General features: G+C 60.2%; 21 protein-coding genes. 3 read left to right on the top strand and 18 right to left on the bottom strand.

All coding sequences use genetic code 11. The features are described from left to right. Positions 1–5: 5 nt before the first annotated feature. The 4 genes from HMPREF1985_RS05480 to HMPREF1985_RS05465 form a co-directional block, all read right to left on the bottom strand. Entirely contained in the window at positions 6–1,334 is a 1,329-nt protein-coding gene (locus HMPREF1985_RS05480; protein WP_021771517.1) for a hemolysin family protein, read from the bottom strand. Between the two features lie 68 nt (positions 1,335–1,402). Continuing rightward, positions 1,403–3,919: a DNA topoisomerase 3 gene (locus tag HMPREF1985_RS05475; protein ID WP_021771516.1), complete on the bottom strand. Its 2,517-nt coding sequence runs from the start codon at positions 3,917–3,919 to the stop codon at positions 1,403–1,405. Between the two features lie 52 nt (positions 3,920–3,971). Continuing rightward, complete coding sequence (locus HMPREF1985_RS05470; RefSeq protein ID WP_021771515.1) at positions 3,972–5,003, bottom strand: hypothetical protein; 1,032 nt, start codon at positions 5,001–5,003, stop codon at positions 3,972–3,974. Positions 5,004–5,064: 61 nt separating this feature from the next. Continuing rightward, positions 5,065–5,436, bottom strand: a complete 372-nt coding sequence (locus tag HMPREF1985_RS05465; protein ID WP_021771514.1) for a YkvA family protein — start codon at positions 5,434–5,436, stop codon at positions 5,065–5,067. A gap of 202 nt (positions 5,437–5,638) precedes the next feature. Here HMPREF1985_RS05465 and HMPREF1985_RS05460 point away from each other — a divergent pair, with 202 nt between their 5' ends. The 3 genes from HMPREF1985_RS05460 to HMPREF1985_RS05450 are packed head-to-tail and all read left to right on the top strand — an operon-like array spanning position 5,639 to position 7,474. Continuing rightward, positions 5,639–6,253 carry a MotA/TolQ/ExbB proton channel family protein gene (locus HMPREF1985_RS05460; protein WP_040637163.1) on the top strand — a complete coding sequence of 205 codons (615 nt, stop codon included), beginning with the start codon at positions 5,639–5,641 and terminating at the stop codon, positions 6,251–6,253. After that, entirely contained in the window at positions 6,250–6,657 is a 408-nt protein-coding gene (locus tag HMPREF1985_RS05455; RefSeq protein WP_021771511.1) for an ExbD/TolR family protein, read from the top strand. The genes HMPREF1985_RS05460 and HMPREF1985_RS05455 overlap by 4 nt, the downstream gene beginning before the upstream one ends. Before the next feature lies 1 nt (position 6,658). After that, on the top strand, positions 6,659–7,474 hold the full coding sequence (locus HMPREF1985_RS05450; RefSeq protein ID WP_021771510.1) for an energy transducer TonB: 816 nt from the start codon (positions 6,659–6,661) through the stop codon (positions 7,472–7,474). Between the two features lie 166 nt (positions 7,475–7,640). Here HMPREF1985_RS05450 and HMPREF1985_RS05445 read toward each other — a convergent pair whose 3' ends face one another. The 14 genes from HMPREF1985_RS05445 to HMPREF1985_RS05385 form a co-directional block, all read right to left on the bottom strand. Then, a complete protein-coding gene (locus HMPREF1985_RS05445; RefSeq protein WP_040637161.1) occupies positions 7,641–9,623 on the bottom strand; it encodes a TonB-dependent receptor plug domain-containing protein in 1,983 nt (660 codons plus the stop codon). Positions 9,624–9,656: 33 nt separating this feature from the next. Continuing rightward, positions 9,657–10,166, bottom strand: coding sequence for a flavodoxin family protein (locus tag HMPREF1985_RS05440; RefSeq protein WP_021771508.1), 510 nt, complete (start codon positions 10,164–10,166; stop codon positions 9,657–9,659). A 34-nt stretch (positions 10,167–10,200) separates the two neighbouring features. Further along, positions 10,201–11,172, bottom strand: coding sequence for an ABC transporter substrate-binding protein (locus HMPREF1985_RS05435; RefSeq protein WP_021771507.1), 972 nt, complete (start codon positions 11,170–11,172; stop codon positions 10,201–10,203). 21 nt (positions 11,173–11,193) lie between these two features. Next, on the bottom strand, positions 11,194–11,931 hold the full coding sequence (locus HMPREF1985_RS05430) for an ABC transporter permease (RefSeq protein ID WP_021771506.1): 738 nt from the start codon (positions 11,929–11,931) through the stop codon (positions 11,194–11,196). Further along, entirely contained in the window at positions 11,928–12,674 is a 747-nt protein-coding gene (locus HMPREF1985_RS05425; protein ID WP_231385165.1) for an ABC transporter ATP-binding protein, read from the bottom strand. Before HMPREF1985_RS05425 ends, HMPREF1985_RS05430 begins: the two co-directional genes overlap by 4 nt. Before the next feature lie 2 nt (positions 12,675–12,676). Then, positions 12,677–13,516: an ABC transporter ATP-binding protein gene (locus HMPREF1985_RS05420; RefSeq protein WP_040637268.1), complete on the bottom strand. Its 840-nt coding sequence runs from the start codon at positions 13,514–13,516 to the stop codon at positions 12,677–12,679. A 48-nt stretch (positions 13,517–13,564) separates the two neighbouring features. Then, positions 13,565–14,593 carry a FecCD family ABC transporter permease gene (locus HMPREF1985_RS05415; protein WP_021771503.1) on the bottom strand — a complete coding sequence of 343 codons (1,029 nt, stop codon included), beginning with the start codon at positions 14,591–14,593 and terminating at the stop codon, positions 13,565–13,567. A 112-nt stretch (positions 14,594–14,705) separates the two neighbouring features. Continuing rightward, positions 14,706–16,301 carry a heme anaerobic degradation radical SAM methyltransferase ChuW/HutW gene (hutW, locus tag HMPREF1985_RS05410; RefSeq protein WP_021771502.1) on the bottom strand — a complete coding sequence of 532 codons (1,596 nt, stop codon included), beginning with the start codon at positions 16,299–16,301 and terminating at the stop codon, positions 14,706–14,708. A gap of 161 nt (positions 16,302–16,462) precedes the next feature. Then, on the bottom strand, positions 16,463–17,212 hold the full coding sequence (locus HMPREF1985_RS05405) for an NAD-dependent protein deacylase (RefSeq protein ID WP_040637158.1): 750 nt from the start codon (positions 17,210–17,212) through the stop codon (positions 16,463–16,465). 212 nt (positions 17,213–17,424) lie between these two features. Continuing rightward, a complete protein-coding gene (locus HMPREF1985_RS11310) occupies positions 17,425–17,586 on the bottom strand; it encodes a hypothetical protein (protein WP_021771499.1) in 162 nt (53 codons plus the stop codon). 31 nt (positions 17,587–17,617) lie between these two features. Beyond that, positions 17,618–18,307 (bottom strand): energy-coupling factor transporter transmembrane component T family protein, encoded by a 690-nt coding sequence (locus HMPREF1985_RS05400; protein ID WP_021771498.1) that lies wholly within the window; start codon positions 18,305–18,307, stop codon positions 17,618–17,620. Continuing rightward, positions 18,300–19,724, bottom strand: a complete 1,425-nt coding sequence (locus HMPREF1985_RS05395; protein ID WP_021771497.1) for an ATP-binding cassette domain-containing protein — start codon at positions 19,722–19,724, stop codon at positions 18,300–18,302. The genes HMPREF1985_RS05400 and HMPREF1985_RS05395 overlap by 8 nt, the downstream gene beginning before the upstream one ends. After that, positions 19,717–20,283, bottom strand: a complete 567-nt coding sequence (locus HMPREF1985_RS05390; RefSeq protein ID WP_021771496.1) for an ECF transporter S component — start codon at positions 20,281–20,283, stop codon at positions 19,717–19,719. Before HMPREF1985_RS05390 ends, HMPREF1985_RS05395 begins: the two co-directional genes overlap by 8 nt. Then, positions 20,276–20,902 (bottom strand): YkoF family thiamine/hydroxymethylpyrimidine-binding protein, encoded by a 627-nt coding sequence (locus HMPREF1985_RS05385; protein ID WP_051349064.1) that lies wholly within the window; start codon positions 20,900–20,902, stop codon positions 20,276–20,278. Before HMPREF1985_RS05385 ends, HMPREF1985_RS05390 begins: the two co-directional genes overlap by 8 nt. Between the last annotated feature and the right edge of the window lie 28 nt (positions 20,903–20,930).

Here is a 20,930-nt window from a genome sequence, read left to right as displayed (position 1 = left end):
CCCGGTCAAACGATATCGTCGTGCTCCTCCTGCAGGGGGCGTGCGAGATGAATGAGCACGCGCTTGATGCGCACGCCATCGACCTCCTCGACGTAGAAGAGGTTGCCCGCGTACGCCGCCATCTGCCCGACGCGCGGCGTAAGCCCGATGCGGTCGTAAAGCCAGCCGCCGACACTGTCGACGTCCTCGTCCTCGATGCAGATCTCAAGCGTGTCCTCGAGCTCTTCGAGCAGCATCTTCGCGTCGACGGAGTAGACGCGATCGCCGCGATACTCTGCCGCATTGCGCTCCTCGTCGAACTCATCCTGGATATCGCCGACGATCTCCTCGACGATGTCCTCGATCGTCACCATGCCGGACGTGCCGCCGTACTCGTCCACGACGATAGCCATCTGCGAACGGCTCTTCTGCATCGTCTTTAACAGCACGCTGACGTCCATGCTCTCCGGCACGACGAGCGCCTTGCGTGCGAGGCGTCTAAGACGCAGGCGGTCGCCCTTGGCGAGTGCCTGGATCATGTCTTTGACGTGCAGGAATCCGATGATGTGGTCCTTGTCCTCGCGGCAGATCGGATAGCGCGTCATCTGCTCGCTTAGGATCGTCTGCAGGCATTCCTCGGAACTGTCCTCAAGGTAGAGGCAGATCATATCGGTGCGCGGCGTCATGATCTCGCGAACATTCAGCTCCGTGAAGTCAAAGACATTGTCGACGAAGTCGACCTCCGTATCGTCGATGAGACCCTGCTTATGGCTCTCCTCCATCAAGAGCCGTATTTCTTCTTCGGTGTGCGCATCCTCGCCCTCGCCGCGCGACTCAAAGCCCATTTGGCGCGCCGTCCAGTTCGCGATGTGGTTGAGCAGCCAAACGAATGGGTACATGACCTTTTGGAACACGAGCATCGGCGGCGCGACGGCGAGCATGATCCGCTCGACGTCCTGAATCGCCATCGACTTCGGCGTAAGCTCGCCGAGCACGATGTGCATTGAAGTGATGAGCGTGAACGCGATGGCAAGCGCGATCGTGTGCGTGGCTGCCTCGCCGAGCGCGAGCGCCTCGACTCCCGGATGGATGAGCGTCGCGACGAACGGCTCGCCGACCCAGCCTAGTCCGAGCGAAGCGAGCGTGATGCCGAGCTGCGTCACCGACAGCGCCTCGTCGAGATGGTCGGTCAGGCTCTTGGCGTACGCCGCCCGCTTGCTCCCTTCATGGATCAGCGTCTCAAGACGCGACGAACGCATCTTCACGCAGCAAAATTCCGCCGCGACAAAAAACCCATTCATGAAGATGAGGAACGCGACCAAGATGAGCTGAAATACGATGGGCAATATGTCCACGCGATAGTTCCCCCTAAAGAAATCTACAGAAATCCGCGAATATCAAGGAATCGCCGGCTGCAAGGCGCCTAATTCAGGCGCGGTGTTCCATCCACGTCATCAAACGTCGCCGTGCAGCGCGGATAATTCGTGCAGCCCCAAAATGCGCCGTTGCGCCCCAAGACGCGCCGCAGGCGGCCGTCTGCACAGGCAGGGCACGGGATCGTGCCCGAAGGCGGTTCGTCAGGCGCGATGCCTGCCGCCTCCTCTGCCGCGAGCTTTTCGAGCGGGCTTGCCGAAGCCTTTGGCGCATCGTCCTGCCCTCTCTTTCGCATCGGTGCAAAGTCCGCGTAGCTCTCCGCCGCAGCGGCAAGCTCACGCTCGTAATCCGCCGCGCCGAACAGCGAGGCGAATTCCGCCTCATCCGCAGCCGACGGCGCCCCTTGTGCCGGATAGCAGACCGGCTCTTCTTCACTGCCGTACGGGCGTCGCGTCCCCGGCGTATGACGAGGTCCTCCCGCTGGCGCAGCTTCCATCCGCTGCGCGAGCGCACGCGCTGAGATCGTGCCTCCACTCGCCTGCGCGAGGCGGGCGCGCGCTGCCTCCATATCGGGTTCGCCGTTCCGGTCCCCCGTCGTCATGCGGCACTTCGGATAGTTCGAGCAGCCCCAAAAGACGCCGTTCTTTCCCTTGCGCTGCAGAAGGACGCCCTGCTCGCAGCGCGGGCAGACGTTCTTTCCCGTGACCAACATGCGCGCCGCGCCCGCCTTCGCGCAGAGCGCCCGCGTGAACGCGATCTGTCCCGCGAGGAAATCCGCAAGCGTGCCGTCGCCGTCGGCCATCGAGTGAAGCTTGTCCTCCCAAATCGCCGTCGCGTCCGGATACGTCATCTCGTCGGGCAGTGCGTCGACGAGAAGGTACGCCGCCGATGTCGGGACGAGCTGTTTCTTCTTGCCCTTTAGCGCGAGGAACTTGCGGCGGATGAGATCGTCGATGATGCCTGCGCGCGTCGCCTCCGTGCCGATGCCGTAGACGTCCTTGAGCTGCTTTTTCGCCTCAGGGCTCTTGACGTACTTGTGGATCTCCTTCATGCCGGCGAGAAGTGTCGCCGGCGTGAATCGGACGGGAGGCTTCGTCTCGCGCGCGGCGAGTGCGCCATCTGTCCATCCGACCATATCCAGCTTCTTCATCGCGGGCAGCATGCCCGCGTCCTCCGTCTCCTCACCGTCTTCTGCGTGCTCCGCCTTCCTGCGCGCAGGCTTGTACATGGCCTTCCAGCCGGGATCGCGCTCCGTGCGGCCGCTCGCAGCAAAGAGCTCGTCCTTGTAGGTGACCGCCACCTTCGTCTGGTCGTAGATGTGTACGGGGTAGAACTGCGCGAGGTAACCGCGCGCGATGAGCCGGTAGAGATTTCGCTCCTCCGCCGTCAGCTTGCAGACGTCGGCGCGCACCGTCGTCGGGATGATCGCATGGTGTGCTGAGACCTTCTTGTCATTCCACGCGCGGCTCTTCGCCGCCGGATTCGCCGCAGGAACCCATGCGGCGAGCTCCGCATCGCCTGACGCCGCGAGATTCGTGAGGATCTTCTTCGCATCGCCGTGCTGATTCACGGGCAGGTACTCGCAGTCCGAACGCGGGTACGTCGTGAGCTTGTGCTCGTAGAGTTTCTGCGCCGTATCGAGCACGAGCTGCGGCGCGTAGCCGAACCGCTTGCCCGCGAGCACCTGCAGCGATGAGAGCGAGAACGGAAGCGGTGCCGGCTCCTCTCGCTTCGTCTTTTGATACGCCGTGATCTTCGCCTCATGCGGCAACGCCTCGAATGCCTGGAGCCATTTTTCTGCAAGCGATTTGTCAACGAGACGGTTCTCGCTGTCAAGCCCCGCCATCGTATCCTTCGGCTTCCACTGTGCGAAGAACGAACCGCCCGCATGGGCGAACGTGCCCTTTATCGTGTAATAGTGCACGGGCTTAAAGCCTTCGATCTCGCGCTCGCGGCGCACGACGAGCGCGAGCGTCGGCGTCTTGACGCGTCCGATGGGAAGGACGATCTTATCGTGTCCTGCCCGCCGCGCCGCGAGCGTGTAGGCGCGCGAGAGATTCATGCCGATGAGCCAGTCCGCGCGCGCACGCGCGAGTGCCGACTGCCTAAGATGGAAGAACTCGCTGTTGTCACGCAGGCTCGCATTCGCCTTCTTGATGCTGCGCGCATCGAGCGCATTGAGGAGGATGCGGCGCACGGGCTTCTTCGTGCCGAGGTAGTCGAGCACCTCGTCGACGAGCAGTTGCCCTTCGCGGTCCGGGTCGCCGGCGTGGACGATCTCGTCCGCCTGCTCGATAAGCTCCTTCACGATGGCGAACTGCTTCGCCGCCTTTGCGTCGACGACGAGCTGCCATTTCCGGGGGATGATCGGCAGGTCTTCTGTACGCCAGTACTTCCAGCGCGCGTCGTACTCCTCCGGCTCCGCCTGCCGGAGCACATGGCCGAAGAGCCACGTCACCGTGCCCTCACCCGTCACGAGATAGCCGTCGTGTCGCACGACCGGTCCTTTCAGGCACTTCGCGATTTCACGTCCCATGCTCGGCTTCTCGGCGATATACAGCCGCAATCCCGGTTCCTCCTCAATGCCTCAATAGCCCAATACAGCCTTCGTGTACGAGTCACTCCAGCACGATGCTGTCCACGGACTTCTGCACGAGTGCGCGGACGAGCTCCGCCTTCGCCTTCGGGTACACGTAATCAAACGAAAGCACCGCCTTGTTGTGCTGGATGAAATAGCTGACGCTCTCGCTGTCCGTCCCGCCGTCGCCTTCGCTGCCGATATCAAACGAGACGCGCACGTACGGGACTTGGTTCTTCGTCATGCCGAAATCGACCTGCACATTCCGTGCCTGCGGGGCGGCGTCCTGCAGGTCCTTGCGCAAAAACGCTTCTGTCTCCGCCTTTCCTTCTTCGGTCAAATCGGACAGATCGGCCGGCAGCGCGTAGCCTGCCTTGCGACGTGCGGGGATCGCCACGCCTGCGAGCATATTTTCGTCCATCGCTAAAAACGCGTGTTCCTCGTCATGCTTCGCCTCGGGGAAGACGTAGCAACTGCTCGGCAGCGCATAGGATACGTGCTCGGACGCAACCGCATGACGCGTGAAAATAGGCTGCATCGAAAGGGAATCCATAAGTGCCTTCCGCTCCCTTTCCGTCAGCCCTTCTTTCGTCTTGGAATCCACGCGGAGCAAAAACATACGGCCGGGCATTGCCCAGCGGTAATCCTCGCGATAGACCTTCGGTCCCGGATCAAACCATTTCACGCGGAGCACCGGCATGCCCTGGATCTCCATCGGCTCTGCCCGAAGGACCTTGTAGCGCTTCTGCTTTTCCTTCTTGATTTTATCGGCATACACGCTTGGAACCATTCGATAGAAATGCGGCGGCAGCGTCCCCCGGCTGCGCCAGTCCTCCACATGTACGAGAATGCGCACGCCATCCCGTTCACGCTCGTAAATCGCGCCGGCCGGTTCCAACTTGACCAAACGGAACCCCGTCGGCAGCGCAAGCGAAATGCCGAGTTCCTCATTCTCGTAGCGCACGCTCGAATCCGCCTTTTCCGCTGCTGCAGCACAGGAAAACGGCAGGAAAAGCAAGATGAGCAACATGCCCGTCACGACAAAGCGCACACGCCCAGCCATATGATCCATCAAAAATCCCCCCAATGCTGCCAGACTTCCCGGCCTAAACAAGTACGCGGCACTGCATCGCTCACCCCGCAAGCAATCGGCAGATCCCCCATAGGAGCAGCGCCATCCAGCAGACGATAAACGCGCTCGCGAGGATGAGCACGGCCCTTGCGTGGCGCAGGACGTAATCCGCTTGGTATTCGCTCTCGGCACGGACGCCGTGCGGCAGGAGGTGCATGAGTCCGTAAACTGCCGCCGGCACGATGACCGCGTCGTCGACAAGCCCGAAAAACGGGATCGTGTCGGGCACGAGGTCAATGGGACTCACGAGATAGAGCGCCGCCAGTGCCATCAGGTACTTCACGCGCCGCGGCGTAGCGGGATTTTTCAGCGCGAGCAGCATGACGATGAGATCGCGCCGAAAGAGGCGAAGAAACATGAAGACACGAGCCATAAGCACTCCTTTTCATCCGTACGGATAACCTGTTCCGTGCTGTTAACTATTCCTTTCAATTATTGAAGAAATGCCTTCTTTTGTCAAGCACGCATTGCCCCTCCCTCGCCTAAAATAAAGATATTGACAATCAATATCATATTTTGTTACTATGAGAATGATTCTTGCTGAAATATGCAATATATTAAGGAGTGTTGTCCGAATGGAACATTTGACGCATCTGTTTGAAAGTGGCGGCTTCGTCATGTACCCGCTGCTCATCCTTTCCATCATCACGTTTGCGATCGCAGTGGAACGCTTCTTCTTCTATCACACAAACCGAAAGGGCTTTCGCTCGCTCTTCCTCCATTTGCGGGATGCGGCAGGAAGCGGGGACTGGGCGGAAGCCGAGCGAATCTGTGCCGCCTCAAAGACAGCGCCGAGCCGCATCATCGAAAACGGGCTTTCCCATGCAAAGAGCGAGCACGCGATGAAGAGCGCTTTCGAGGACCGCATGGCGATGGAATCGATCGCGTTCAACCGCTATCTCGACTACCTCAGCGCGATCGTGACGATCGCGCCGCTTTTGGGGCTGCTCGGAACGGTCACGGGCATGATCCAGACGTTCAGCGTCCTCGACGGAGGCGGCGGTGCGTCGGCGATCACGGGCGGCGTCGGCGAAGCACTCGTCGCAACGGCGACCGGTCTCTGCGTCGCGATTCTCGCATTCTGTTTCTACACGTATTTCAGCCATCAGCTCGACACGATGGTGACGGATACGGAAGGCCTTTGCCAAACCGTAATCAATGCAAAGAGAGAAAGCTGGGAAACCGCATGAATTTCACTAAATATCGCCCTAGGAAGAAACCGACTTTCATGATCATTCCCATGATCGACATCATCTTTTTCCTGCTCGTCTTCTTCATGATGAACAGCCTGCAGACGGTCGCGCAGAAAGCGCTCGCCGTCCAGCTGCCAGAGGCGCAGAGCGCCTCCCTTTCCGCCCAGCTCCCGATCATCATGACGATCGACGAGGCGGGACACATCACGGTCGACAACAAGCCCGTCAACCTCGACGAGGCAGGCGCGATCATGCGCGAGCACATGCACGAAAACGCAAATGCCGCCGTCGTCCTGCAGGCGGACAAGCGCACGGCGCACGGACAGGTCGTCGCGGTCATGGACATGCTCAAAGGCGCAGGCGTGAAGCGTCTCTCGATTGCCACCGAGCAGAGGACGTGACATGGAACAGCACCTTTCGTGGATCAAGGCGTACGGCACGTCCATTTTGTTCCATCTCGTCATGTTCGCCTTGCTTGCAGCTGGGCTCTCGCAAATCGTCGCGGAAAAGGAGGCGCAGACGTACGTCGTCGACCTCGCGAGCTCCGAGTTTCGGGAAGGAAGCGGCCACGAAGGCGGCGGCGCGGGTGCGGATTTTCCTGAGCCGCTGAAAGAAGCAGACGTCGAAAAGCGCATCGAAAGCGTCCAGCAGGAGCAGGCACTCGCAAAGACCGCAGCCACGATGCAGGCCATATCACCCGAGGCCCCGCTCTCCTTTGCAGCGAGCGCGCCTGCCGCGAATACAGCCGAGGCGGGTACGCCTGCCGCGGGGCAAAGCGCATCGGATGCAGGCAATGGCACAGGTGAAGCGGCGGGCGATGCGCATGGCTTCGGCGCAGGCGAAGGCACAGGTGCAGGCGATGCGGCGGGCGGCGGCGAAGGTGTCGGCGCAGGCAGCGAAAATGGCGCAGGCACGGGTACAGGGGAAACGGCAGGCACGGGAAGCAGCCCGTTTGACACCGCCGGATTCAGTGCCGCTGTCGACGCGAACAAGGAATATCCCTACCAAGCGATCACGCGCGGTCTTGAGGGCACGACCACGCTCACCTGCACGATCGAGCCGAGCGGGAGCATCACAGGCGTGTCCGTGGCAGGCTCTTCGGGCTACGGCGTCATCGACAAAGCATCCGTCTCGGCAGCGCGCGCTGTCGGCTCGTACCCGAATCCGACAGGGCGCACCGTTTCCGTCACGATTTCCGTTAAGTTCTACTTGAATTAAAGCGCCGCTGATAAAATGAATTCCTTCCGATCGGCGCAGATGTTCCGCCGAAGGGCGGGAAAAAGCTGCACTAGGGCAGTGGTTTTTATCCGTGCTTTCGCCCTTCACGCAGAAAAGGCGGCAGGACCATCACGTCCTGCCGCCTTTCTTTGTCCTGCCGATTGGCTCAAAATGTCATGCGCACGCCGCCGCGCCAGATACGCCCATCGTAGGCGAGCGCATCGCTCGTCTTGTCGAGGATATTGTCGATGCCGAGGTATGCGCTGAATCGGTCGCCGAACTTCTTGTTGACGACGAAGTTCAGCAGGCTGATCGAAGCGTCGCGCGGAACGCTCCTGCGCCCGACCGATTCTTCATAGCGATAGCCGCTCGTCCAGTCGTTCCAAAGCAGCGCGCTCAGACCGTGTTTCGGATCCTCGTAGCCGAGCTGCAGGCTCGCCGTATGGCGTGCACGCCCCGTGAGGCGCGCGCCCGTCGTGTCGTCCTTCGCATCGAGATAGGTATACGTGCCGCGCAAGGAGAATCCCGCTCCGAGCGCATGCTTGACTTCGGCCTCGACCCCTTGCATCGTCGCGCTGTCCACATTCTCATACGTGCCGTTTGCCAGCATATGGAAATGCGGCATGGGGACGGGCGTCATGACGGTATGGATATGGATCAGATCGTCAACCTTGTTGTGGAAGTACGTCACCTTGCCGGATGTCTTCCCCTTTTCCGCCTCGAAACCGAGGTCGAAGTTCACGGACTTTTCCGGCTTTAGATCAGGATTGCCGTTGATGTGGACTTCCATGATGGCGTTCGGCGTGTGCTGCCATGAGAAGAAGAGCTCGCTCGCCGTCGGTGCGCGGTACGCGGTTCCGATATTCGCCTTGAAGCGCGTGTTCTTGCTGAGCTTGTACGTCGTGCCGAGCTTGCCTGTCACCTCGCTGCCAAACGTATCGTTGTAGTCCCAGCGGATGGAGGGAATGAGCAGCCATTTCGGCGTGACCGTCCACTCGTCCTGCAAGTAGAGTGCCGCATATTTCATGGAGCTGTCGCCGAGATGGTCTGTGATGCCGTCGCGCGTCATCGTGCCCGAGCCCTTGATGCGCGTGCTCTCATAGTCTTCCTGACGATACTCGCCGCCGACCGTCAGCAGGTGATCATCGCCGAGTGCCAAGCTGCGCTTTCCGTCGAAGACGTAGGAATCAAGCCGCATCTTATCGAAGCTCGAAAGATTTCCGCCATGGCGGTAGCGTGTCTCCTGATCCTTATTAAAGTAGGTATAATAGAGCTGCATATCGTAGTTGCCGAGGTGATCGCGTCCGGAAAACTTCACGCCCGTCGAGAGTCGGTCATGATCGTAGTTCGTCGCCTGCACGAGCGAATCCTTCATGTCGAGATCTTCCTTCATGTAGTCGAAGAAGACGTCGAGCCACTTGTTCTTCGCGAGATCCATGCGTCCGTCGAGATCAAAGAAATACTTGTTGCCGTACATATTGCTCATCGCATCGGATCCGCGCTCACGGATATCCGTCGTCTTGAAGCTCGATGAGAATGCCCAGTTCCCCTTCTTCGCCGTCTCCAAACGAATGCCTCCGTCCTTTTGGCGGCTCGTCCAATCGGCGAGAACGCCAACCTTGTCCTCCTTTGGCACCTTCTTGATGATGTTGATGACGCCGCCCAAGGCATCCGCACCATAGAGCGAGCTCGCCGCGCCGCGCACGATTTCGATGCGGTCGACGTCGTCCATATTGACGCGCTGAAGCTCGTAGTAGTTCGCCGTTTCGCTCGTGTTCTCCGTGCGGATACGCCGCCCGTCGATGAGAATGAGCGTCTGATTCGTGTCCATGCCGCGGATGGCGGACTGGTTGCCAACCATTCCGTTCTCGTGGATGTCGATGCCGGCGGCGAGGCGAAGCGCCTGCACGAGGTTTTCCGCGCCCATCCTGTCAATGTCTGCGCGCGTGATGACCTCGACGGAGGACGGCGTTTCCTTGACCATCTGCTCCGTGCGCGAGGCGGTGACGACGACGTCATTCGCCTTGACCTTTACGGTATCCGCGTCCGCATTTGCGTTTGCTTCTGCTGCGTAAGCGGGCAGCGTGAGTGCACCGAGCACAGCGGCCGTCAAAAGTGCGGTTTTCTTCTTCGTAAGCTTGGCTATCATCTTGTTTCTTCCCTTCCCTAATCCCATGACGTATTAGCTAAGCGACGAGACGAGCGTGCGGAAATAGTCCCGCGCAGCCGAGAGATCCGCCTCGTCCGGGTGGCTATCCGCCTCCGCAATGCCCGCGAGACGCTCCGGCGTCATCGCATGCGGATGGCCTGCGGGGAACATCCCCTTCATCATCTCGACGAGTGCGGGGTCGACCTTCCCTTGGCAGATAAATCCGCCGACGACCATGGCGCCGCGCTCGCCGGCAAGTGCTTTTCCCGCCTCGAGGCACTTCGCTGCATGGTCGCTGTCCGCGCGTGCGCCGAGCGTCGCGAATACGGCGACGCGTCCGCCCGTGAGCGAACCGAGCCACTGCTTCATCTTCGCGTCAGGCGCGCCACGGTCGACCCAGTACCCCGCGATAACGAGGTCGTAGCCCGCCGGATCCGGCTGTCCGCGGACGTCGGTCGCCGTCGTCCTGAGTTCTTCGGCAATCGCTTCTGCCACGCGCTTCGTATTGCCCGTCTTGCTGGAGTATACGACTAAAATCTTCATGCGTCTTCATTCCCTCTTTCCTTGCGTCCTATGCCTAGTTCGGCGCATCCTCCGGATACATCGCATTGGCGAGTACCTGCAGCGCATCCGCCGCGCGGATGCCGGGATTCACGGCGAAAAGGTCGTACGGCAGGACGTAGACACGCCCGTTCTTCACGGCATCGACATCCGCCCATGCGGGATTTTCCTGCAAGTCGCGGCGCATCTTCGGTTCAAGTGTCTCCACGGGGCCGTGGACGATGATGAAGATGACCGAGGGATTCTCCCGCGCGACGAATTCCATGGAGAGCGGGATGTAGCCGCCGTAGCTGCCCTCGCTTCCTTCCTCCGCCTTGTCCGCGATGTTGCCGCCGCCCAGCATATGGATGAGCCCGCCCGTAAAGCATTTGCCCGTCCCCATGTTGAAGCTGTCCGGCGCACCGAAGACGAGCAGATTCTTCGGCGGCGTCCTGCCCTCTGCCTGTGCCTGCACGGCGTCCATCTTCTTTTGCAGGTCGTCTGCCACCGCCTGCGCCCGCGCCTCGTCGCCCGTAAGCTTGCCGTAAAGCGCGAGCGTCTCGAAGAGCGACGGCACGTCGTCGAGCGCGCGGATGTAGATCGGGATGCCCGCTTCGCCGAGCGTATCCTCCAAATCCGTATGGAACGGCACGTTCGTGCCGATGACAAGATCCGGCTGCAGCGAGAGAATCTTCTCGATGTCGGGCTGATGGATGATGCCGACCTCCTCAGCGGAGGATGTCGCCTCCTGCACCGCTTCCGAAAGCGCCTGCGAGGTCGGCTTGCCGACGACGGCATCCGCGCCGCCCGCCGCAACGAAGAGATCGAGGTTCGACGCGTTGAGGAAGACGACGCGCTTCGGATGTGCGGGGAGCGTGACCTCGCGCCCCGTGCTGTCCGTCACCGTCATGTCGACGGTCTGCGCCGCCTCCTTCTGCTTCGGCCAAAGGACAAAGGCGATCGCACCGACCACACAGAGCGCCGCGATTGCCAAAATGATTTTTCGCATGATGGCCTCCTGTCCAAATAACTAAAATTCCTGGTACCGCTTCATCCGAACGACGCCCCACGCGAATGCGAGAGCCGTCAGAACGGCCAGCAGGATGAGTGCGGCAACGGCGCCGCCATCCCAGCCGTCCGCCTGCAAAAGCGCATTCGTCTGCGCGAGCGGCAGGAGCGAGACGACCTTCCCAACGGCAGACGGCAGATTGGCGATGGGGAAAAACGATCCGCAGAAGAACGTCATCGGCGTGATAAAGAAATTGATGATCACCGAAAACTGTTCCTGTCCGCGTATCGAAAGCCCGACCGCGACGCCAAACGCCGCAAAGCAAAATGCCGTGAGCACGATTCCCAAAAGCCCAGGCAGGGAGAGGAGCTGCACGTCGAAGAAGAGCCACGCCGCAAGGAATATCGCCGCGCCCGCGAAGAGCGCGCGCACGGCGCCCGCGAGCGCAATGCCGAAGACGATGCCGAAGTCGCTCACCGGGCTCATACGCAGCACGGAGAACGTGCGGAAGTAGAACCGCGCCGCGCTGACGGATATGGCCGTCTGCTGAAACCCGTTCATCATGACGGCGATCGCGAGCATGCCCTTCGCGAGATAGGCGACGTAGCCGCCCGCGACCTCGACCCTGCTGCCTAGTCCCCATCCGAATGCGAGCAGGTAGATCATCGGGAAGAGCAGCCCTGAAAAGAGGTAGCCAAGCCCTCCGATGCGGTGCACAAGCATCGCCATCTCGCGCTGAAATACGGGAAGAAAACTCATGCTTCTTCCTCCTCGCGCGAGAGGCGCAGGAACGCCTGCTCAAGGCTGTCGGCGCCCGCGCGGCGGCGGATGCCGTCCGCTGTGTCGACGAGCAGCAGCCGCCCCTCGCGCAAAAAAGCGATGCGGCCGCAGAGCGTCTCCGCCTCCTCCATGTAGTGCGTCGTGAGGAGGATCGTCTTGCCCGCGCGCTGAAGCGTCCGCACGAGCGCCCATATCTCCTGCCGAAGATCGGGGTCAAGCCCGACACTCGGCTCATCGAGCAGAAGCACGTCCGGATCCGTCATTGCGGCGCGCGCGATGACGGCGCGGCGGCGCATGCCGCCGGATATCTCTTCCGGGCGGCGCGCGAGGAAGCCCGTCAGATGATACTTGCGCGCCGCCTCGCGCACACGCACCTTCGGATGCGCTACTCCGTAGAGACGTGCATAGGCGAGCAAACTCCCGCCGACGGTGAGCTCGCTCTCAAGCGTGTTCTCCTGCGGCACAAGTCCGATGCGCCGCCGAAATGCCACGCTTCGCCGCGAGGCGTCCTCGCCTGCGACGCGGATCCGTCCGGCGTCCGGCCACGCAAGCCCCGCGATCAGGCGGATGAGCGTCGTCTTGCCCGCGCCGTTCGGACCCAAAAGGCCGAACACCGTGCCTTTTGGCACCGTCAGCGTCACGTCCTTCAGGATCTGCTTTCCCTTGCGCGAGCAGTCGACGCCCTGCACCTCGATGGCGGGAGGTCCTTCCCCTGCACACACGATCATACCGCCTCCCCTTCCTTTTCCTGCGCGACGCGCTCCGGCAGGCAAAGACGCGTGCGCCGTCCCGCAAGCTCCACATCGCGCACGAGGCTCTCGACGCCGTAGAGATCGCGTACGAGATCGCGCGTGAATATTTCCTCCGGCGCGCCGTCCGCCATCACGCGTCCATCCGTGAGCGCAATGAGGTGATGGCTGTATCGCACGGCTTGATTGAGGTCGTGCAGCACCATGACGACCGTGAGGCCGAGCGTATCGTGAAGATGCTCGACCAGCTCCATGAGCGCGAGCTGATGGCGTATGTCAAGATACGTCGTCGGCTCGTCGAGCAGCAGGATCTCCGGTTCCTGGGCAAGCGCCATCGCGAGGCGCACCCGCTGCCGCTCCCCGCCGGAGAGCGCGCGCAGCGGACGCCGTGCGAAAGGAATGAGCCCCGTCCGCCTGAGCGCTGCCTCGCTCGCCGCCGCGTCCTTCCTGGAAAACCCATCCCAAAAGCCGCGGTGCGGCAGACGCCCCATGCGCACGAGCTCCATGACCGTGATGTCCGGCGGGAAATCCGCGCTCTGCGGCAGGAAGGCGACGCGCTGCGCGACCTGCCGCGTAGGCTGTTCCCACATATCCGCATTCCCGAGCGTGATTTTCCCGCTGCGGATCGGCAAGAGCCGCGCGAGCGCCTTTAAGAGCGTCGACTTCCCTGAGCCGTTCGGCCCGATGATCGCGGCGATTTCCGCACGGCGTATCGAGAGACTGACATCCTTCACGATATCCGCCGCCCCGTAGCCGAGCGTCAGATTCGCCGCGCGAAGGATGATTTCTTCCTCCTTCTGTTTCTTGTCCTGCATCGTCTTTTCTTCCCTGTTCCGTATATCCATCTCTCGTCCCCCTCCATCCTACGCGCTGTGCTTCATGCCCTTCTTGAGCAGGTAGAGGAAGAACGGTGCGCCGAGGAACGACATGAACACGCCGACGGGGATCTCGACGGGCGCGAATGCCGTCCGCGCTGCCGCGTCAGCGCCTGTGACAAGCGTCGCGCCCCAAATTGCCGCCGCAGGCAAGAGGTAATCGAAATCCGACCCCGTCAAGAGGCGCACGATATGCGGCACGACGAGACCGACAAAGCCGAGCATGCCCGCCGCGCTGACGGCGGACGCCGCGAGCAGGGCCGCGAGCACGAGCAGCACGAGCCGCGCCCGCGCGACGTTCACGCCGAGGCTGCGCGCCGTCTCCTCGCCGAGCTGCAGCGCATTGAGCCAGCGGCTGCCGAGCAGCGTCCCCGCGATGCCGATGAGCGTGTACGGAAGCACCATCTCGACATGCGTCCAGCTCCGCCCGGCAAAGCCGCCCGCCATCCAGTTCACCGTCCCCTGCACGCGGTCGGAGTAGAACACCATGAGCGCCGTCATCGCGCCGCCGAAAAACGCTGCGATCGCAACGCCCGCGAGCACCATGCGCATCGGGCGCACGCCGTGCTCCCACGAGAGCGCAAAGACGAGCGCCACGGCGACCATCGCGCCGCAAAAAGCGGCGAGCGGGACGAACGCCGTCTGTGCGGGCAAGAGGATCATAATCGACATCGCGGCAAGCCCCGCGCCCGACGAGACGCCGATGATGCCGGGATCCGCAAGCGGATTTTTCAGGATGCCCTGCAGGATGCAGCCCGCAAGCGCGAGGTTGATGCCTGTAAGCGCTCCCGTCAAAAGGCGTGGCAGACGGATGTGGCAGAGGATGCGGTAGTCCTCCACCGAGCCGTTCCCCATGAGCGTCGGCACGATATCCCCCGGCGCGATCGCCACGGCCCCGACCGATGCGCTCGCGACGAGCGCCGCGAGGAGCGCAACGATGCCGACCCCCAGCGCAATCCTTCGTTTTACGGCGCGCGGGTGCACCGCTGCCTGCGGCATTTCTTTCAATGCTTCCATCTATAAGCCCCATTTAATTAGATTTTGATTTTCATTCTCGTTCAATGTTCAAAAAGAAAAGGGGACTTTCCCCTTTTCCACCGCAATGCCCATGACACGTTCCAGCGCGATCTCATGCGTTCGCGTGGCCGCGGCTCATCATGCGCTCGCGCATCGCGGGCGGCAGCCCTGCGAGCATCTTCTTGAGCGATTCGTAGGAACTGCTTCGAATCATCATACGGACGGACGCGGGAATGCGCGCCGCCATTGCCTGCCGCTCATCGGCGCTCGCCTCCGGCGCCATCTCCGCGATGACGCGGTCGAGCGCGGACGACGCCGCCTTCTCATTTTCATCCGCCATTTCCGCCGGCGCGGTGAGCAGCGCCTCCGCGCACTCCACGAGCGACTGCGTCATGCTGATGTACCAGAACTCGCCGTCTGCCGTCAGGCGATAGATGCCGAGATCCTCCTGCATGAGACCGCGTTCCTGCCAAATGCCCAGCAGCTCCTCCAGCTCGCCGAGACGTCCGTCCATCATCACGAGGCGCCGCAGGTCGACGAAGCCCTTTTCAAGTCCCGCGATGATCTCATCGGAAACCCGCATGAGCTCGCGCTTCGCCTGATGCGCCATCATCATGATGGGCTTCTCGCCGCGCAGGATCGCCGCATGATACGCCTCAATCCTGCGCTGGTGCATGAACGAGATGCCGCCGACATTGCCGCCCGCGCCGCAGCCGAACGGATAAACGACCGCGCCCGTCTTCGCGAGCGTGTTGTAGAGACTGCTCTCGCGCCTATCGCGCCGCCAATGGCAAAGGCTCAATCGCTCCACGCCATGCGCGAGCAGGAACGCCCGCGCCGCATGGTAGAGATCCGCCTGTCCCGCAAGGTCTGCGCAGGGCGGCACGCGCCCCGCTCTCACCGCGCGCGCGAGATCGCCATCGGGAAACACGTTGAGCTGGTAGAGATCCATGCCGTCAATCGGCGCTTCGAGCAACGTCTCCATATCCCGCAGCCAAAGCTCTCCCGTCTGCCCCGGAAGCCCGTAGATCAGATCGACGATGACCGTCATGTCATAGCCTTTGAGCAGCGCGAGACGCGCGAGCACTTCTTCGCGCGAGTCCATGCGTCCGACGCGGTGACGGAGCGTCGTGTCGAACGACTGCACGCCGAGCGAGACGCGGTTCACGCCGCCCGCCTTCCACGCCTCGATCTTTTCGGGAACGAGATCGTGGATGCGCCCCTCAAACGTCAGCTCGCAGTCCTCGCAAAGCGTCAGATTCCTTTGTACGGCTGCGAGCAGGCGCGCCGCGTTCCCTGCGGAAAGCGAGGACGGCGTGCCGCCGCCGACAAAGGCACTCGCGATCTTTGCCGTCCTCAGTTGCGGCATCGCCGCATCGCGCTCGATCTCCTCGACGAGATCGTCGATGTACGCGTCCTCGACCTCCTGACGGCTCGCATTTTGGTAAAAGCCGCAGTAAAGGCATTTCGTCTGGCAAAACGGCACATGGATGTAGACCGCGTACGGGCGCGAGGCGTCTGCCTCCTCATGCATCACGCGCCGCCAGCTCTTTTGGTACGCGTCCTGCGCGACCGGCATGCCGATAATGCCCGCATGGACGACGCGCTTGCTCCCAAATGCGGCATGACGCACGTCCTGTGTCTCGCGCCCAACGAGCGCCACGCGCTTCTCGTCGGGCAAGCCGTCCAAGTATTCTTTCAGCGTCATATTGCACCTTCCATTATTTCCGTATTTCCATGCCCCCGGCAACGAAGCAGAACCATTTTCTAGATGGAACTCACTTCAGGTTTTGATACCGATTATCAATCACAAAAATAACTTTAGCATGCCCTACGCGATTTGTCAATGTGAAACAATAGGCTTTCCATTCATATTGCGCGAATAATTCCTGCCGCACGCAGGACTTCGCCAATCGGCTCGCGTATCAACAGGCTTGCCGATTGGTCGGCTTTCGTGGCCGTACGGTTGATCACGACCAGATGATCCCCATGGAAATAATCCAAAAGCCCTGCTGCAGGGTATACCGCGAGCGAAGTCCCGCCCACGATGAGCGTATCCGCCTGCCGAATGGCTTTGACGGAATGTTCGATCACACGTCCATCGAGCGGCTCCTCATAGAGGACGACATCGGGGCGCACCATGCCGCCGCATTCCCTGCAGCGCGGGATCGGATGCGTCTTTCTTTCCTGCAATGCGTACGCCAAGAAATAACACCTGCCGCATTCCGTGCAGGACCAGCGCATGAGCGAGCCGTGCAGCTCGTATACCGCCTTGCTTCCCGCCATCTGGTGAAGCCCGTCGATGTTCTGCGTGATGACGGCGCACAGTTTGCCGCGCGCCTCGAGCGACGCCAGTGCCCTATGCCCATCGTTTGGCCGTGCATCCAAGAAAATCATCTTCCCGAAGAGAAAATCAAAAAACGCCTGCGGATGCTGGAGCAAAAACGTATGCGACACCATTTCTTCGGGGCGGAACGCACGGCTCAGCGATTGGCTGTAGATGCCATCCGCGCTGCGAAAATCCGGTATGCCCGATTCGGTGGACATGCCTGCCCCGCCGAAGAATACCATGCGGGAACTTCCCTGGATGATCTGTGCCAGCTTGTCTGTTTTGTTCATGCTGACGCCGCCTTTCCATCTAGCACTCTGCTCTGACATACCGCGCCCGCGCTCCACATGGAGTGCATAGCGGGCGCGATGCCAAGTGTTTGGGCGGTCCACGTCTTTAGCACACCCGCCCTCAAAAGCAAGCACCTGCATTCCAGCTCATTTTTCCTCACGCATGCGAGTGGCCGGCGGTGCTTGCACCACGACGACAATACCGGCAAGAATCAGCGCCATGCCGCACGCAATCCATGGCGTAAACGGCTCGCCGCGCCAACTGCAAAGCGATAGGCGACAAACTGCGTCGACGGGAAATAGAGATTCGCCGTTTTCATTACGACCCAGTTCATGCCCCAAACGAGGTAAATCAGTGCCAACGCCCATCCCATATACGTGCCCCCTGCCAGTCCTGCAATTCTTTTATCGCATGAAATGAAAGATGCCGAGCACATAACAGGCCAGCATGGCGACATAAGCAATATCGAACTTCGTAATCGACGGATTGATCCTTTGCACGCGCTTCTCGGAAAACCCCCGCGCTTCCATGGCGATCGCAGTATACTCGGATTGGCGAATCAGCCGTACCAGCATCGTGAGCAATGCCCGAAAACGGGCAGACAGCCCCGAAAGGCCTCGCATCCTCAGCGCCAATTCCGCTTGCCGATACGAATTTTGAATCAGCCCCAAAAAGTGGATCGCGACCAGGACGCTATACGCAATCGGGATGGGTACCCTGAATTGCCGAATGAGGCTCGCGACGAAATAATTCCTTTCAATCGACACGCAAAGGCTGATGCCAATAGCGCCCAATGCGAAAATCCGGCTTCCCATCTCAAGCGCAGCAAACCAAACGGCATCCTTGGCGGAATCTATGACATGCTCCGGATTTGGATGGACGTACGCCGCCCAGAAATAAACGCCCGCGACAAAGAGCAGTCCCAGCAAAAGCCGCACTATGTGCCGCCATGGCGTCCGCCGGAAAAGGGCAATGCAAATGAGCGACAGGAGCGCGAGCGAAAGATTGAGCTTCCACGAATGCGTCACGAGAATGAGCACCGACAAAAGGAACGAGGCGACCACCTGCACGCCGGGGTTCAATCGGTCACGCATGGCAAAGAACCTCCATCCTTCCGTCGCGGATCCGCATCACTTGATGCGCAAATTGGTTGACAAAGCGTCGGTCGTGGCTCGCAAAAATGCAGGCAAGCCCTCGTCGGCACAAGCCTTGCAGCAGCGTCATGATGAGGCAGGCATGTTGGAAATCCTGCCCGTAGGTCGGCTCGTCCACCAAAAGAATCTTCTTATCCCCGCATGCCATCGTCAAAAATGCCAGGCGGCGTTGCTGTCCTTGGCTGATGAGCCAAGGCGATACGTCTTGCACGGCATCAAAATGGAACCTGCCCATCCATTCCCGCCGCGCCGCTTCAGGCAGATGCGGAAAGCTGATTCGAATCTCCTCGCTGACCCGCACGGCCATAAATTGCAGAGACGGGTCTTGAAACACAAGCCCTACGCTCGCGTAGAGTTCCTTCTTTTTCACTTTTCCCAACGGTCGTCCCAATAGCTCAATGCTTCCGCGAAAGGGGCACTGCTTCAACAGTGCCCTGAAAAAACTCGTCTTGCCGGCGCCGCTCGCCCCGATGAGCGCCGCCATCTCTCCTTCATGAAGGCGGACATGGATATTCCGGACGAGCGGCTCGTCCGGGGAAACAAAAATGGACACATCCTGAAGGCGGAGCACTTCTCTCTGCGGATACCGCCATTCTGGTTTCGCCGATTTTGGCGGCAAGTCTCCGACTAGGCCATTCTCTTTCAGGCTTTCGGTATCCGCAGCGGAGAGCGGCACCCCGATAATTTGCAGCGTTCCCCTTTCATCCAACAGGTACCAACGATCCACCCAATCCCAAAAATCCAGCCGATGGTCAATGACGCAGACCGCCTTCCCCTGCCCTGCCCACCGCTTGATCCGCTCGATGAAATACGGGATGCTTTCCTCGTCGATATTGGCAAAGGGTTCGTCCAGCAAATACAGAGGCGCCTCTACGAGGCTTGCACAGGCAAAGGCGACCTTTTGCAGCTCGCCGCCTGACAGCATGGCAAATTCGCGATGCAAAAGAGGCTGTATCCTGCACGCCCTCGCCTGTTCCATGACCCGTTCTTCCATCTGATGGACCGGAGCGCAAAAATTTTCCAAGCAGAATAGCATCTCTTCGTAAGGCGTTGCCATCGCAAACGACAATCGCGCATTTTGAAATACCGATCGCACGTAACGCGTTCGTTCCAAAAGGCTTTTGCCGCGCAGATCATGCCCTGCGACCTCTAATTGTTCACAGTCCACTGCAGCATCTTCATTGGGATAATAGCCGCTGATGACGTGCATGAGGCTGCTCTTTCCGACGCCGCTCCTGCCGGCGAGCAGGACGATTTCACCTGCTCTTGCTTCCATGGAAAGGCTAGAAAACAGCGTCGTCCCGCCGATTTCCAAGCGGGCATTGCGGAGGCGCAGGATCGTATCGCGCTTATCCACGCGCCTTCACCACGCCCGTTTCCAGCAGCTTGTCGCATAGGAGCTTGCTTAGATACCCGGTGAAGAAAAGCGCCGACAGCAAACGGATGATGAAGATCGCCGTTACAACGTGCCAATCGAGAGCGAGGTAATTGCTGCGGAATCCCGTCCACAGAAAAGAAAAAACCGTCGCAAGCACAGCGCCGAGCATCGTCGTGCCGTATGTGATATTCGCGTACTTCCGGCTCAGGAATGCGAGCTCCACGCCAAGCCCCTGAATAAACCCGCTGACCAAAACAATCACGCCAAACATATTGCCCAAAAGCACTTCGATTGCAGCCGCGATGATTTCCGTAAGGATCCCGATTCCGGGCTTGCGAATGATGCAGAGCGTAAAGACGGGTGCCATAAACCAAATGCCGTAAAACGGCTCGTAGCCTAAAATTCCCAGCCCCATGGGAGCTAAAAGCCCGCCAAGCATGCCGCCCGCGTAAACCGCCGACAGATAGAATACGCCAAACAGCACACAGATGAAACTGATCAACAAAAAATCGCGCAGACGCAATGGTTTCTTATTCATGTGCTTCTCCCTCCGGCAAATTGCACAGCAGCGTCAATTGAATCACAAAATGGCTCACGTTTGCATCCAATTCATGGAATACCTCTTCGATATAACGAAACACTTCATGCACATCGCCGCCAAGAAATGTGACGTAATGTCCCGTTCCCGTAACAATTCCCTTGTCTATGCCGCGATTGATCACGGTTTCAATGCAATGCATATAGTCCCCCGTGCCCATCGGGTAGACGGAAAACTTGCCAATGACAGGGAAATGAATCGCTTGGCTGGCGGATTCATTGACACGGCTTCCATCAAAGGACAGGGCGGCATCCGCATCCACATCGCCCGGACAGCCTTTCGAAATCGTGGCTTCAAGCGAAGCATGGACGCGCGGGCGGTAGCTGAAGACAAAACACGCTTTCAGCGCATCGAAAACTTCCGTGCTGCCGCCTCGGTAAACCGTCGAAGTAGGATCCGTCTTTGCCCAAACCTTAGTTCGATTGACCTTCTGTATCGCGCCTAGGATAATGGCAAGGAAATCATCGGACATCGGCATCAGGCTGAAACGGGCGCCCGTGATGTCGAGGTGCGATCCGGGCACGCCGACGCGGCAGCCTTCATACGAAACATGTTGCAACGCAAAAACCCCCTTCAAGATGATGAAG

It is taken from the genome of Mitsuokella sp. oral taxon 131 str. W9106, from assembly GCF_000469545.1.
Taxonomy (GTDB): domain Bacteria; phylum Bacillota; class Negativicutes; order Selenomonadales; family Selenomonadaceae; genus AWVT01.
The sequence above is the reverse complement of the archived record's forward strand: the minus strand, read 5'-3'. Positions and strand labels throughout refer to the sequence as shown.

Bases quoted from the DNA above. Each gene is read 5' to 3' on its own strand.
- HMPREF1985_RS05470 (WP_021771515.1), bottom strand. From the start codon at position 5,003: ATGGATCATATGGCTGGGCGTGTGCGCTTTGTCGTGACGGGCATGTTG.
- HMPREF1985_RS05465 (WP_021771514.1), bottom strand. From the start codon at position 5,436: ATGGCTCGTGTCTTCATGTTTCTTCGCCTCTTTCGGCGCGATCTCATC.
- HMPREF1985_RS05460 (WP_040637163.1), top strand. From the start codon at position 5,639: ATGGAACATTTGACGCATCTGTTTGAAAGTGGCGGCTTCGTCATGTAC.
- HMPREF1985_RS05455 (WP_021771511.1), top strand. From the start codon at position 6,250: ATGAATTTCACTAAATATCGCCCTAGGAAGAAACCGACTTTCATGATC.
- HMPREF1985_RS05450 (WP_021771510.1), top strand. From the start codon at position 6,659: ATGGAACAGCACCTTTCGTGGATCAAGGCGTACGGCACGTCCATTTTG.
- HMPREF1985_RS05445 (WP_040637161.1), bottom strand. From the start codon at position 9,623: ATGATAGCCAAGCTTACGAAGAAGAAAACCGCACTTTTGACGGCCGCT.
- HMPREF1985_RS05440 (WP_021771508.1), bottom strand. From the start codon at position 10,166: ATGAAGATTTTAGTCGTATACTCCAGCAAGACGGGCAATACGAAGCGC.
- HMPREF1985_RS05435 (WP_021771507.1), bottom strand. From the start codon at position 11,172: ATGCGAAAAATCATTTTGGCAATCGCGGCGCTCTGTGTGGTCGGTGCG.
- HMPREF1985_RS05430 (WP_021771506.1), bottom strand. From the start codon at position 11,931: ATGAGTTTTCTTCCCGTATTTCAGCGCGAGATGGCGATGCTTGTGCAC.
- HMPREF1985_RS05420 (WP_040637268.1), bottom strand. From the start codon at position 13,516: ATGCAGGACAAGAAACAGAAGGAGGAAGAAATCATCCTTCGCGCGGCG.
- HMPREF1985_RS05415 (WP_021771503.1), bottom strand. From the start codon at position 14,593: ATGGAAGCATTGAAAGAAATGCCGCAGGCAGCGGTGCACCCGCGCGCC.
- hutW (WP_021771502.1), bottom strand. From the start codon at position 16,301: ATGACGCTGAAAGAATACTTGGACGGCTTGCCCGACGAGAAGCGCGTG.
- HMPREF1985_RS05405 (WP_040637158.1), bottom strand. From the start codon at position 17,212: ATGAACAAAACAGACAAGCTGGCACAGATCATCCAGGGAAGTTCCCGC.
- HMPREF1985_RS11310 (WP_021771499.1), bottom strand. From the start codon at position 17,586: ATGGGATGGGCGTTGGCACTGATTTACCTCGTTTGGGGCATGAACTGG.
- HMPREF1985_RS05400 (WP_021771498.1), bottom strand. From the start codon at position 18,307: ATGCGTGACCGATTGAACCCCGGCGTGCAGGTGGTCGCCTCGTTCCTT.
- HMPREF1985_RS05390 (WP_021771496.1), bottom strand. From the start codon at position 20,283: ATGAATAAGAAACCATTGCGTCTGCGCGATTTTTTGTTGATCAGTTTC.